This is a genomic window from Cellvibrio sp. OA-2007, from assembly GCF_000953825.1.
Taxonomy (GTDB): domain Bacteria; phylum Pseudomonadota; class Gammaproteobacteria; order Pseudomonadales; family Cellvibrionaceae; genus Cellvibrio.
In genome coordinates, this window is record NZ_BBUL01000020.1 from 42,334 (window position 1) to 56,892 (window position 14,559).

10 protein-coding genes are annotated in these 14,559 nt (G+C 48.9%); 5 read left to right on the plus strand and 5 right to left on the minus strand.

All coding sequences use genetic code 11. From position 1 onward, the window contains the following. Positions 1-39: 39 nt before the first annotated feature. From AWU77_RS00515 to AWU77_RS20825, 3 genes are all read right to left on the minus strand, one after another. Positions 40-1,875 carry a pectate lyase gene (locus AWU77_RS00515; protein ID WP_062057613.1) on the minus strand — a complete coding sequence of 612 codons (1,836 nt, stop codon included), beginning with the start codon at positions 1,873-1,875 and terminating at the stop codon, positions 40-42. A gap of 356 nt (positions 1,876-2,231) precedes the next feature. Next, complete coding sequence (locus AWU77_RS00520; protein WP_062057617.1) at positions 2,232-3,383, minus strand: PA0069 family radical SAM protein; 1,152 nt, start codon at positions 3,381-3,383, stop codon at positions 2,232-2,234. A 96-nt stretch (positions 3,384-3,479) separates the two neighbouring features. Next, positions 3,480-3,602: a hypothetical protein gene (locus tag AWU77_RS20825; protein WP_255353632.1), complete on the minus strand. Its 123-nt coding sequence runs from the start codon at positions 3,600-3,602 to the stop codon at positions 3,480-3,482. Positions 3,603-3,731: 129 nt separating this feature from the next. On the opposite strand from AWU77_RS20825, the gene AWU77_RS00525 reads away from it, so the two are divergent. After that, positions 3,732-4,922, plus strand: a complete 1,191-nt coding sequence (locus AWU77_RS00525) for a family 16 glycosylhydrolase (RefSeq protein WP_062057620.1) — start codon at positions 3,732-3,734, stop codon at positions 4,920-4,922. A gap of 103 nt (positions 4,923-5,025) precedes the next feature. Next, positions 5,026-6,033: a glycoside hydrolase family 16 protein gene (locus AWU77_RS00530; RefSeq protein WP_062058450.1), complete on the plus strand. Its 1,008-nt coding sequence runs from the start codon at positions 5,026-5,028 to the stop codon at positions 6,031-6,033. A 52-nt stretch (positions 6,034-6,085) separates the two neighbouring features. Here AWU77_RS00530 and AWU77_RS00535 read toward each other — a convergent pair whose 3' ends face one another. Both AWU77_RS00535 and AWU77_RS00540 read right to left on the minus strand, forming a co-directional pair. After that, positions 6,086-7,225, minus strand: coding sequence for an AraC family transcriptional regulator (locus AWU77_RS00535; RefSeq protein ID WP_062057623.1), 1,140 nt, complete (start codon positions 7,223-7,225; stop codon positions 6,086-6,088). Between the two features lie 97 nt (positions 7,226-7,322). Next, the gene (locus AWU77_RS00540; protein WP_062057626.1) at positions 7,323-8,810 is read right to left on the minus strand and encodes a SulP family inorganic anion transporter; all 1,488 of its coding nucleotides are present in this window, start codon (positions 8,808-8,810) and stop codon (positions 7,323-7,325) included. 704 nt (positions 8,811-9,514) lie between these two features. Between AWU77_RS00540 and AWU77_RS00545 the strand changes: the two genes are divergently transcribed. From AWU77_RS00545 to AWU77_RS00555, 3 genes are read left to right on the plus strand one after another with little or no spacing between them, the layout of a single operon-like run. Beyond that, complete coding sequence (locus AWU77_RS00545; protein ID WP_062057629.1) at positions 9,515-10,093, plus strand: hypothetical protein; 579 nt, start codon at positions 9,515-9,517, stop codon at positions 10,091-10,093. A gap of 17 nt (positions 10,094-10,110) precedes the next feature. Beyond that, positions 10,111-11,061, plus strand: a complete 951-nt coding sequence (locus tag AWU77_RS19955) for a YceI family protein (RefSeq protein ID WP_084617879.1) — start codon at positions 10,111-10,113, stop codon at positions 11,059-11,061. A gap of 27 nt (positions 11,062-11,088) precedes the next feature. Further along, on the plus strand, positions 11,089-14,559 hold the full coding sequence (locus AWU77_RS00555; protein ID WP_084617880.1) for a YceI family protein: 3,471 nt from the start codon (positions 11,089-11,091) through the stop codon (positions 14,557-14,559).

The following is a 14,559-nucleotide window of genomic DNA, read 5'->3' on the forward strand; positions in this document are numbered from 1 at the left end:
CAAAAATATGCCGGGTTTTTTTATCACAGAAAAATGCGCTTATTTTTTATAAGAGCACTTGTTTGGGTTGCCCTGAGGATCTGAGCCGAAAGCGGCAACAGTACAGGCGATTGAACCACCGACCGCTACTTTCTTGGTAACCCAACTGCCTTTGCGACCGAAAGCTACCCAGCCATCGCCAGAGTCAACTGAACAGGTACCACCTAAATCAGCGCACTTGGAGAAGCCATCGGGATAGTCGCCAGTGCCGGTCAAGGTTGGACCGCTACTGATTGTCGCGGATGCTGCATTCGAGTTGGTCACTACACCTGAGGTGGTGTTTTTGATCCAGTAGTAATAGGTAGTACCGGCTACTGCGGTTGCATCGGTATACATACGCGCACTGGCCGCCAATGAAGCAATGCGTACACGCCCGCTCACATCCGAATCAGTATCGCGATAAACCTCTTGCGTACCGGTGGTCAGATTTGTCGGTGACCAGCTCAGCACAATTGTATTGCTGGCAGCAGTTGCCGATAACGCAATGTTTCCGGCCGCAGCAGCAGAACTTGATGATTTACTGGAAGACACAACAGCTGCTGAGCTGGATGATTTACTCGATGAAACGACCGAGCTGGATGAAACCGCAACAGAACTGGATGATTTGCTGGAAGAAGACACTGCGACTGAACTCGCTACCGAACTGCTCGCTGTACCACAGGCAGAAGCGGTTAACTGCGCATTGTTTTTACCTACACCTGCATAGCTAGCCAATTTGTTTTTTACACAGTCAGCAGACACGGGTGAATAGCTGTAGGGCAGGCTGATTGGGAAAGGAGCCGTGGTTGTCCAATTGGTCGCATCGATGGTGCCACCGCTAGACCAGGTGATGTTATAGGTAGCAAAATCGCCCGGAGTTTTGATGTTGTTGTTGCGCAAATCCCAGAAACCGCAATTGCTGCTGTCGTAACGGCAAGTTACCGGGTTAAGTGCATTTTCAAAATAGTTGTTTTCGATCAGCGCATATCCACCCTGACGCACATTGATACCGGAACCGGTAATGCCGTTATAGTGGTTGTTGTACATATGCGTCCAACCGCCGCGTTGCAGTGGCAAACGCGCATTTACATTTTTGTAGATGTTGTGATGGAAAGTAATGTTGCGCTGGAAATCAACAGAGGTATGACCATCCAGACCGACTTTTTTGCTGTCGTGGATATAGTTGTAAGAAACCGTCACATTTTTGGAATCTTTTTTGATATCCAGCGCACTTTCAAAAGTCAGGTCGCCATCGGGTGAACCATTACACTCATTGTTCACTGCAAACAATTCGTTGTGATCAATCCATACGTTGGAAGTGTTGTCCACACGCAACATATCCGCGTCGTTATTCGCACCGCCCAGCGCACCAATTTTCATGTTGCGAATGATCACATTTTCACTTTTGATCAGCGTAATACCAAAGTTTGCCGATGAACCATTGGCACCGATGATAGTAATACCCTTGGTGAACTCTTTGATTTGCACTTCGCGGTAGGCATCGTTCCAGTGCGCTTTAGGGCAGTTGCCCGATGAATCAACTGTATGATCTTTTACTATCTGGGCAATCAAAGAGTCTTCATTGCCGGTATAGGTGATGATGAGAGGATAAGCACCGCCAGTCACTTTGTTGCCGTTGGCATCGAGCCTGGCGTTGGCGATGATGGTGTTGATTTGCTCGTAGGTTGATGCAGTAAAGGACTTTGCACCGCTGACATTGCCGCCGTCGGTTGTTGCAAAACCACCTGTTGTAGCAGCAAATACTGAGCTGCTTGTACACATAGCCACTGCTGCAGCCAACATAGCAGGAGAAAAACGCACGGATTTCCGAGCGCCAGTTGAGTTTGTAGTAAACATAGCGACAATCCCATCAAAATTATTAAATTATTAGTGTGATGGATTGACCGGCCCCAGGTAGGAAACAAGGGGGGATAAAACATTGTCCGATAACGCACATTTATTTTTTATATTGCCAGAAGTGACCACCTCAGATTAGCGCTACATCATGCCCCAATCCAAACACCTTCAAGCTGGGCTGATACTGGAGTGAAACTCCCATCAGTTGGTAAATTCTCACATTTGTATGATCAAACACACAAGCGGCTAAGGCGTCATCGCCCAAGACTTTATTCAGGGAAATGAATAACTACCGCACATTTGTGTTCTTTTTGCCGAGTTTTTGAAGCGGCTATTTTCATAGGAGAAACCCAATATTACCTGAAAAAAATATCCAACTGCCCGTCGCGTTGTTGTGCCGCTGGGATACTCAGCGGCTTGCGGAATAAACTGCAATCCAACTGGGCAAAGCGCCCACTTTTATCCAGCCCGTAGCGTTTTAATGCCTTGGCAAAACGCTGGCGGATCATATCGGCCCAGAGGCCTTCACCGCGCATGCGGGTGGCGAAATTTGCATCGTAATCTTTGCCACCGCGCATATCGCGGATACGGTTCATCACCCGCTCGGCGCGCTCGGGGAAATGGGTCTGCAGCCACTGTTGAAATAGCGGATTCACCTCCCAGGGTAGACGCAATACTGTGTAACCCGCGGCGGTTGCACCGGCATCGGCGGCGACGCGCATCACATTTTCCAACTCCTGTTCCGTCACAAACGGAATCACTGGCGCCACACTTACCAGCACTGGAATACCCGCCTGCGCGAGTTTTTCAATCGTCTGTAAACGGCGGGTAGGCGATGCGGCGCGCGGCTCCAGCGTCCGCGCAATACTGTGATCGAGAGTGGTAATGGTGATCGCCACAGTGACCAAATTTTTCGCGGTCATGTCTCGTAACAAATCTATGTCCCGCTCGATTAAGGCCGACTTGGTAATCATGCCGAGCGGATGGTCGCACTCGTGTAGCACTGCCAAACACTGGCGGGTGATGTTCAAGTCGCGCTCGCAGGGTTGATAGGCATCGGTATTCATACCAAAGGCGATAGGGCTGGGCTGGTAGTTCTTATGAGCCAGCTCACGGCGCAATAATTCTGCTGCGTTGGTTTTCGCGTAAAGCCGGGTTTCAAAATCCAACCCGGGCGATAACCCCAAATAGGCGTGGGTGGGGCGGGCAAAACAGTAAATACAGCCGTGTTCGCAGCCGCGATAAGGGTTGAGCGACACGCTAAACGGCAAATCTGGCGATTGGTTGCGGCTGAGTATGGTCTTGGCTAACTCCGGCGTGACGTGAGTTTTGAGTGCCGGATTGATGTCGGTGTCATCGACAAAGGGAGTCCAACCATCGTCCACAGTTTCAATAAGCTGGGTTTCGTAGCGACCGGCGATATTACTGATCGCTCCGCGCCCTTTATGGGCTTGGGGTACGGCATTGATCCAAGGGGCGGGGTCGATAAAGTCATCATCAATGGTCATAGTCTCGCACCCTTAAATGCTGTATATAAAAACAGTATTTTGAGCTTGATCCAACAGATGCGCAACTGCTTTTTCGCTCGGGGCAAGTGCGCCAGATTAGGCATCTGGAAACACCAGTTTGTGCTGCGTGCGCACCACTTCAGGTTTACTGGGCACCATTTCAGGTTTGTTGCGCACCATTTCAGGTTTGTTGCGCACCACTTCAGGTTTGCTGCGCAAACTGGTGCGACCGGATTTGGCAATTGGCGGAATATAGTTTTGTGGCAGGCCGTAGTCGTCACACCCTAAACGTCTACTACAGACATAAAGCGTTTTTAATTGCCTCTAATAACGATAAAGGTATTCGCTATGTTTAAGCTCAATCGCTGTACCGGCGTGCTCTTTACGCTCGCCGCTCTGGTCGGTTTTACCGCCACCAGCCCCGCCACTGCCAAGCCTTATAAGGCCGCAGAAATCTACTCCAAACAAACCTATAAATATGGCCGCTATGAAATCCGTATGCGGGTCGCCAAAGGTAGCGGGGTGTTATCCACTTTCTTCACTTACAAAAATGGCTCCGAGCAACCGGGCACTTTTTGGGAGGAGATCGACATAGAGATTTTTGGTAAAAACAACGCCACTCAATGGCAGAGTAATGTGATTATCGGCACCAATCGCCCCACCACCAAAACCGAAGGTGTGCACACAACGCCATTTTCTATGGGCGATGGCTACCACACCTATGTGCTGGAATGGACCCCAAATTACATCGCTTGGTATGTGGATGGCACCCAGACGCGCCGGATTACCGGGGGGCAATTTGTCACCAGCCTGACCAGTGCGCAAGATCTGCGTTTTAACCTCTGGGCGGCGAATATCGCCGAATGGGTCGGCCCCTGGAATGACAACATCCTGCCGGTATACCAATTTGTGAACTACATTGAGTACAAGCCTTATGTCGCCGCAACCAATAGTTTCGGCACTGGCTGGCGCGATGATTTCAACAGTTTTGATACCAACCGCTGGAGCAAAGCCAATTGGACTTTTGGCGAAAACCTCGCCGACTTTGATCCGAATAATGTAGTGGTAAAAAACGGCACTCTGGTGCTGGCGCTTACCCGCGAAGGTCAAACCGGTTATAGCGGTACACCACCCGTCGATGGCGGTACCAGCGGTGGCAGCAGTAGCAGTGCGCCCGCCGCATCTATCACCATTCAGGCCGAAAGTTTTAACGAAGTAGGCGGCAACGTGACTGTCTCCGGCGGCACCGTGGGTTATATCGATGCCGGTGAGTGGTTCAAATATAACAACGTGAATATCCCGCAAACGGGCACTTACAAAGTGGAGTATCGCGTTGCCTCGGCGCTTACCACCGCGCAGTTCACCTTGGATCGCAACGGCGTAGGTCTAGGCACTATCAGCGTACCCAATACCGGCGGCTGGGGTAACTACCAAACGATCAGCCACAATATTTATCTGAACGCCGGGGTGCAGAGTTTGGCGATTTATGCCAACAGCGGCGGCTTTAATATTGATTGGCTTAAGCTGACTAAAATCTAATAGGGTTTCAGCCTTTGGGGGTTGCGGGCCCAATGCCTGCACCCCCGTTTTTATTTTTTGCTGTTGTTTTTTAACAATGTTTTTTGTAAATGAGGTAAATCTGATGCGTCGAATTTTAGGTATGTTGTTAGCGATCAGTATGGGATTGCTGAGCCATCTTGCTATTGCCAAGCCTTACAAAGGCGCAGAAATTTATTCCAGCGATAGCTACTTATACGGCCGCTTTGAAATGCGCATGCGCGTCGCCAAGGCCAGCGGAGTGTTATCCACTTTCTTCACTTACAAAAATGGTTCCGAAGTGGGCAATACGTTTTGGGAAGAAATCGATATAGAAGTATTCGGTAAAAATAATGCAACGCAATGGCAGAGCAATATTATTCTCGGCAGCTCGCGCCCCACTATTCACACGGAACAGGTTCATACCGCCAATACATCACTCGCCGACGCGTATCACACTTATGTATTGGAATGGACGCCGGATTATGTCGCCTGGTATTTGGACGGCGTAGAAGTGCGCCGCATTACTGGCACCAGCACAGTCACTAGCCTCACTAATCCACAAAGTTTGCGTTTTAATCTTTGGTCCCATGAGTCAGTGGCGTGGGTAGGTGCATGGGATGATGCTGTATTGCCGGTTTATCAATTTATAAATTACATCGAATACAAACCTTACAACGCCACCACCAAAACATTTGAAAGCGGTTGGCGCGATGATTTCAACAGTTTTGATAGCGCGCGCTGGGGCAAAGCCAATTGGACCTTTGACATGAACCGCGTGGATTTTGCACCGGAAAATGTAGTGGTAAAAAACGGCATTTTGGTGCTTGCGCTCACCAAAGAAAACGCCACCGGTTTTAGCGGTACACCTCCTACCGATGAACCCACCAGTAGCTCAAGCGCAAGTTCAATAACCGTTTCAAGTTCTGCAGCAAGTTCAGTTGCGGCGAGCAGTATTGCAGCGAGCGAAGCGGCAAGTTCTGCTGCAGTAGCGACTTCATCAAGCGCAACATCCAAAGTGACAAGCGGTGGGTCAGGTGGTGGCGGTGCAATGAATTTTGTGTGGTTAGTATTATTAGCGGGGCTTTCGTTTTTCCAGCGCCGCGACAAATAAACTTTGGCATAAATCCTCCTACTCCTTTCTTTAAAAAAAGGGGCTAGGGGGATTAAACCTGATTCTGTTTTCTAAACTCCGCCGCCGACATCCCCGTATAGCGCTTAAAAAAACGGTGGAACGACGACTTACTGTTAAAGCCAGACTCCAGCAAAATATCCAGAATTGTCATCTGTGCATACTGCGGGTCAAGCAGCATTTGTTTGGCGCGATTGACCCGATACTCATTCACAAATTCAAAAAAATTCGTATTAAATTCTTTGTTAATAATGCTCGATACTTCGCGATAGTGAATCCCCACCTGCCGCGCAAAATCTTCAATATTCAAATTTTGGGTTAAATACAACTGCTGCTTTTCCATAGTATTGCGGATACGCGCAATTACATCGGGCGATATTTCCGCCGCAACAGCGACTTCTTTTTCTTTTGGTTTGTCTTTGGTTTCCAGCAGTTGATGGGCATACAACAAGCTGTAAATAAAGAGCGCATTTACCAACAAAAAGGTAATGTAATTATCAAAAATACCGAAACTATCAGCGATAGAAAAACTGACCGTCTGCCCAAGTAGATGTACAACCAGAGACCACAACCAATTGAGTGCAAACCCAAGGGTTAACAACAACAGCCAATAAGGCCCCTGCAAACTCAAACTCGAATAAAATTGTTTTAATTGTTGTTTATAACGATAGATTTCTAACGCTGCCGCAAATGCATAAATTACCGGTACAAACTTCAAGTAGTGCCATAGATAATTGGTGAGCATTACTGAGTTTTCAGTATGGGTCGCAGATTGAAAGCGCAACCGGTCACTATCCAAATCGCCCCAGAGCACCCAACCAATAACGGCCAATAAATTTAGAATATGCAATCCGTCTTTTGCACGCAATGAAAAATTCGCCCGTGTAATCGCCACTACATACAAATACAGACACACACTTTTCGCCACAACTGCTATCACCAAACCCAGTGACAACGTCATTTTCGCCACATCACTGTGCAAGCCAATATAGTTATTCCATAACAACAAATTACCCAGCGCACTCGCTCCTACGCAAACGAAAAAGCCCGATAACAATTGCGAGGCAATCGCTTTTTGTTTGGACAGCACCCACTGAAAAATCACCAGCAGTACGCAAACAGCGAGGGTAAGCACAAGGATTAAATCGTGGATATTGAAGATGGGTGTTTTCATAGCAAAGCTGAAGCTTGATTATTATGGTATTGCAAAGTGTAGCAGGTGAAATTGCCAAAGCAGCAAATTCACCCACAGACAGCACAAGTGTTACAGATTAATGCCCCATCACCTGAGTAATCTCTTCCGGCTTATGGTGTACGCCAAAATCATCCACAATGGTGGTGGTGGCTTTGTTCATATTGATTACATCCACTTCCACGCCTTCTTTGCGGAATTTGAGTACGACTTTATCGAGTGCGGCGACCGAGGTGATATCCCAAAAATGTGCGTGAGTTAAATCGATAGTTACTTTTTGCAGTTTTTCTTTCATATCAAAACCGCGCACAAGCATATCGGCAGAGCGGAAAAATACTTCGCCGTAGACTTGATAAGTGCGCTGGGTTTTTTCTTCGTTAAGCTCCGAGGTGACTGCCATGTAGTGGCCAATTTTGTTGGCGAAAAACATAGCGGCCATAAGCACACCGATAAATACACCATAAGCCAAATTATGAGTGGCAACTACCACACTCACCGTGGTGAGCATAACGATATTAGATGAGAGCGGGTGGGTTTTTAGATTGCGAATGGAAGCCCAACTAAAGGTGCCAATAGATACCATAATCATTACCGCTACTAATGCCGCCATAGGAATTACGGAAATCCAATCGCTTAAAAACACCACCATGATTAATAGGAGCGCGCCGGCGAGAAATGTTGATAAACGCGTGCGGCCACCGGATTTTACGTTAATCACTGACTGTCCAATCATCGCACAGCCTGCCATACCGCCGAGCAAACCGGTGGCGACGTTGGCAACACCTTGGCCTTTACACTCGCGATTTTTATCGCTAGTGGTATCGGTCATATCATCCACAATTGTCGCCGTCATCATGGACTCCAATAGACCAACTGCTGCGAGCGGAATCGAGTAGGGCAGAATAATCATTAGCGTTTCAAGGTTGAGCGGTACTTCTGGCCACAAGAAAATTGGCAAGGTATCGGGTAGGTCACCCATATCGCCTACGGTGCGAATATCAATTTTGAAAATTAATGCAATCGCAGTGAGCACCAGAATGCAAACGAGTGGTGAGGGAATTATTTTTCCGATTTTAGGAATGTAGGGAAACAAATAGATAATGCCGAGCCCCGCAGCGGTCATGGCGTACACATGCCAAGTGACATCGGTAAGCTCGGGCAACTGCGCCATAAAAATTAAAATTGCCAGTGCATTTACAAAACCGGTAACGACTGAGCGGGAGACAAAACCCATCAAATCGCCCAAGCGCAAATAACCCGCGACGATTTGAATCGCGCCAGTTAATAGTGTCGCCGCCAACAAATACTGCAGCCCGTGTTCTTTTACTAAGGTCACCATCAGCAGTGCCATGGCACCGGTTGCGGCAGAGATCATCGCGGGGCGGCCACCGGCAAAGGCAATCACTACCGCCATAGAGAAGGAGGCATACAAGCCGATTTTAGGATCGACCCCTGCGATAATTGAAAAGGCAATCGCTTCCGGAATTAATGCGAGCGCCACTACCAAGCCCGATAAAAAATCGCCGCGAATGTTGGAAAACCATTGTTCTTTCAGGGTCGTTAACATAAAAAATACCTATTAAAAATCGCACACAATTTGCGGTTATAACAAATACCACTGCGCTGCCATATTAAACATGGCGGCGTAGATACAAATTCGTTAGCAAATTAAAAGAATAAAAAAACATCGCGCAGCAGAGCACGCCATGCGCTAAAACCAACGGAGGGATAAATCTAAGGCGGTGTTAACGCCGAGGGTAACCGAATCATAACTGTTAACGACTTCACATAAAAAAGTGCGCGCACCTTAGCAGCCGAGGCAAAATTTGGCAAGGTTAAAAAATGTGCAGATCGATATGAGAGACGCTGTCTTTTCTAGCGTTGTGTGAGGCGTCAATATGATTATGAGAACTACCAAATAGAATCCGAGTGAAAAGCTTTGTAAAGTACAGTATCAATAAGGAGAAGGCCTAATAGCAGTAGTGCTTTAGACCCATTTATGCTGATGCCCCACTCAGCACAAAGGACATAATTCCGCCGTTCCGTTTTCCCAGTTAACCCAAACGCAGTCAGCATTTCACTAGGATCACTTCCATGAAATGGTATGACTCACTCCACTGCTGCGTGTTGTTCAGGCATTGGTTACATAAATAAGATTGGTTTAACTGCTTGGTTTAATTATTTAACGAGTTGAGACAAGAGACGCACCCATCACTTTAGCCATTGACATGCACTGGCTATGGCGAAGCTTTGTCTAAATGCAGAGGATTTATGAAAACATTGATCGTTTACATCCATTTAATTGCCGCCTGTATCGCAATTGGAATTCTACTAATTCAGGATTTAGCGCTGGCAAAATCGCTCGGTAAACCCTTATCCAAAACCGCCATTCAAGAGCTTTCAAAGTCGGCAGATGTGATGTTTGTCGCACTGGTTGCACTCTGGGTTTCAGGCTTGACACTGGTTGTAATCGGTTATTTAGATGACCCTCAACAATATCTTTTTAATGAAAAACTCTGGGCGAAATACACCGTGGTATCAATTCTGACACTCAATGGATTGCTGCTGCACTTTTTCAGTTTCGCGCGCATTACCTCACCCAGCGGCCTGTTGACATTTTCTGCCCACGAACAAATTTTGGTAGTGGTTACCGGTGCTATTTCATCGGTCTCTTGGTTGTTTGCGTGCTACCTCGGTATTGCGCGCAACTGGAATCACAATGTCAGCTATGAATTTGTAATGACAGTGTACGGCGCATTTTTATTTATCGCCTTTCTTGTTGCTGGCAGTGTTTTGTATAACCTGCACCGCAAAGATTCATGCGAGTTCCCCCAGAATTTTTATTCTTAATTTAAAGAGCAATCGTCATGCTAACTCAATCATTTGCCACTACCTTGCTCAAAGGAATTGCACTCTGTAGTTCGATTGCATTGTTATACGCCTGCGGCGGTAGCCCTATCGAATCTAGCGATGCCTCACCTGCGCCGGGATCCAGTAGTGCACCTGCGGTTGACTCAAGCTCGGCCGTTTCAGTAGAAGCCAGTAGCAGCTCAGTGGCATCCAGTGTCGCACCTTCACCTTCTAGCTCAAGCCTTGGCCTGTCTAGCTCCTCTGCCAGCAGTGTACTTAACAGTAGCGCACATTTTTCCAGCGTATCTTCTTATAGCCGAGTGGTGTCGAGCAGCATTGGCCTATCCAGTTCATCTGCCAGCAGTACACTTAGTAGCAAATTATCAAGCAGTAGCAAGAGTTCATTGGCAGCGGTAAGCAGTTCATCCAAGAGTAGCGCCGCTGCAACCAGCACCTGGCAGCTGGACTCGGCCAATTCTTACCTCAACTTTGTCAGCGCAAAAAACACCCATACGCTTGAAGTGAGTCATTTCGCCAGCTTGTCCGGCGATATCACCCAAAACGTTGCCAAGCTGGTTATTGACCTGAATAGCGTGAACAGCGGCATCACCCTGCGCGATCAACGCCTGCGCGATTTACTCTTTCAAACCACGCAATTCCCCACCGCAACGGCCACCGTTAACTTGCCAAGCAATCTACTCAGCAGTTTGGCGATTGGTGCAGAAACCCAACAAAACATTAGCGCTGAACTGGATTTACACGGTGTAAAAACAACGCTGACTACCAAGCTTTCGGTGCATAAATTGAGTGCTACACGTGTTGCTGTGCAAACCATCGCCCCGGTGCTGGTCAACCCGGCTGATTACGCCCTGACCAATGGTATTGAAGCACTGCGAGCAGCGGTGGGCATTGCCTCTATCAGCGCTACGGCGCCGGTGGATTTCACCCTTATCTTCGACGCTCGTTAATCAGATGTGCAGAGAGAAAATAACATCATGAAAACATTTCTGAAAATCGCACTGCTAACGACAGGATTGCTGATGACCTGTGCATCGGCCTACAGCCAGACTTTAGGCAGCGCGAGCTGGCTAGTTGATACCAGTAAATCATCACTGCATTTTGTTGCGATCAAAAATACCAGCGTGGCGGAGAATTTCACTTTCAGCCAACTACAAGGCACAGTGGCGAGCAATGGTACCGCCACTTTGACAATTCCTTTAACCAGCGTGCTGACCGGCATCGACCTGCGCAATACCCGTATGCAAAACCTGCTGTTTGAAACCAGCATGCTGCCCAATTTACATTTCACTACCCAGCTGAATTTAACCGCCATTGATGCACTAGCAGTGGGCAGTGTGAGCACTCAAACTTTCAACGGCAATTTGACTCTGCACGGTGTTACCCAGGCGATCACGTTTGATGCGACTCTGCTCAAACTCAGCGCCACCAATGTCAGCCTCACACCGCGCAAACCGATTTTAATTAATAGCGCCGATTTCGACCTCAATGCCGGTATTGAAGCGCTGCGTTCCGTAGCCGGCGCGATCAATATTGCCGAGCGAGTGCCGGTTTATTTCAAAATGTCGCTGACCAAAAGTAATCCGACTAATGTACCTGCCATCGCCCTAACCGCCCCGCCGGTAGCACCACAAAGTCTTAAAGGCACCATCAGCCAGGTCACCGGATTGGCGAGCTTGACCTGGGCCGATGTGAATGCCAACGAGACTGGATTTATCGTGCGTCGCAAAGGCAGCGATGCGCGCTGGATCAGCTTGACTAAAACCGCACCCAATACAGTGACCTATGACGATAGCTTGGCAGCTAATCCCGGTGCCTATGAATACAAAGTTATCAGCCTGATCGATAGCATTCCCTCGGCACCGACCACCGCTGTCGCATTGACTTACACCAAAGCGAGCAGTGCATCCAGTACCAATTCAGTAATCAACAGTTCAGTTGCTAAAAGTTCCAGCAGTGCCAAAAGCTCTACCGCCGTACAGCCAGGCAATGCCGCCACCGGCGCAACCCTGTTTGCAGCCCAGTGTGCAGGGTGTCACGCTGGCGGGGCACTGTTTAGCAATATTCCCGCACGTGTCAGCAACAATACGCTGGTATCAAAAATTGACCTGACCATGCCGCAGGGTAACCCAGCTAACTGTGTCGGCCAGTGTGCAGCAGATGTAGCGGCTTATGTAGCAAATCAGTTTGGCGCCAAAAGTTCCAGTTCAGTGGCCAAAAGTTCTAGCAGTGCCGCCAGTTCTACCCCTGTGGCATCGGTAGACTGTTCCAACATGCAAACCTTGATGCAAAGTGCGGAGCTGAATTGCACCAACGCCTCCTGCCATGCTGCCAGCCCCAGTCAGGCCGCCAAGTTTGCGCTGACCGGTACACTGGAAGAAATTGCCCATCGTTTGGGCAATGTGAATTCGGTTAACAGTAAGTGCGGTGGCGAGAAAGTTATCGATCTGGATAACCCAAGCAACTCGCTGTTGCTGAAATTAATCGACCCTAATTCCGGTACACAATGCGCTCAAAAGATGCCATTTGGCACAACCACGGGTGTATCACCGGCGCACTTCCAGTGCTTCCAAAAATGGGTGGGCGACATAGCCGCGGCCGCCAATATTCCCGAGCCACCAGCGACCAAACCGTTTGAGCCGACACGGCCTTTTAACGCGCTCAATAAAGTGAAATTGCTGCTGCACGGCGGTGCAGTTACCGGCGCCGAATTGAATAAAGTGAGCCCCGCTGGCACCGGCCTTGATCAGACTGCGCTGAAAAAGCAGATTGTTGATTGGATGGCGACACCCGAATTTGAAGTGAAATTCAAATCGTTTTTGCAGCTCGCCTTGCAGCAAAAAAATGTCAATCCAGACACTCAATGGCGCAACCAGTTTGATGTGCTCAACAACGCCAAAGTGATGGATGGAGTGAAACTGATCTCCACCCTGGAAGAGAGTTTTGTGCGCACCGCCTATAAAATCTTCACCAGCAATAAAGATTTCCGCACCGTTGCCACTACCCGCGAGTGGGAGGTGACCACCGCCATCCTGACGGCGTTAAGTTATGCAGATTATGAGGCGCGTCTCCCTTTTGGAACCGATCTCAGATCCTTTGCTAATTTATGTGGTGACAACGACGGTGGCGGCGTGGATGAAACTGCTATTTGTAGCGGTATCGATGACTACAGTGACTGGCGTACCGTGCGTTTGGCGCAGGGCACCAGTCGCGCTGCGTTCTCCGATACGCAAGATATGGTGAGCGGTTTGAGAGCCATCCCTGCGGGTGGCAGCTATAGCTTATATGCACCGCGCGTAGGCTTTTTTACTACGCCCACCTTTTTCCAAAGCTGGGAAAGTAATACCGGTAACAGCTTCCGCGTAACGGCAAACCAAACCATGATTGCCGGCTTGGGTTTAACCTTTGAAGCGGGTGATATCACACCGTCTGGCGACCAGAGTGCAATCGATAACGCTCACGCCGGCCCCAACAACGCGGAATGTTATGCCTGCCACCGTATGATGGATCCGATGCGTCAGGTGTTTAAAAATTCGTATCACGTGTTCCGCAGCCGCGCGCTGACCACACCCACCAAGGTTACCGCCGCCTTTGCGTTTCACGGCAGCAGCGCCCCGCTGAATTCGCTCGACGATTTGGGCAAGGCCATCTTTAACCACCCTAACTTTGCCAATGCCTGGGTCGGCAAGATGTGTAACTGGGCCAACTCGGCGCCATGCGATAGCAACAGCGCGGAATATTTGCGCTTGGTTGAAGTGTTCAAGAACAGTGGCTACAAGCTCAAAACCCTTGCCGTTGAACTGTTTGCCTCGCCAATGATTACCGGTGTGAGTTATACCGATGCGTTTGCAGAGGCTGGCCCCTCGGTTGTTATCAATCGCACCAACCATTTCTGCGCCAGTATTAAAGCGCGCCTCGATCAAGTGCGCGCCTCCCAAGGGCTGCCACCATCAACTACCACCAATGTGTGCAATCTCTCGGGCACTGCACGTGCAAAAGCGGGTCTGTTGCCAGAGGATGAATTCTCACGCGGGAGTATAGATTTAATTCAATCGGTCAATATCGACCCATTCCTCACCATGGGCTACCGCCAACTGTGTGAAACGGCGGGCAACTCGCTAGTGTCATTCAATGCAGGAGCGACCGGCGCGAATTACCAGAAAATATTTAACGCCAGCAACCCCACCCGCAGTCTGGATGAAATGACCACCTACATTATGGGCATTCCACCTGAGTCGGCCGAATGGAGCACAACCCGCGCCGCGCTCAAGAAAATGTACGACATACAAATGCACCAAACCAATTGCACCACTGCAGGTCTCGATATCATTACAGCGAACCAAACCACCATTCAATGTGGCATGCAGGCCGCCAATGCTGCGGTTGCGCTCAAAGAAGTCTGGACTTTCGCCTGCTCGGCGCCCTCTGTTATGGCTATGGGGTTTTAA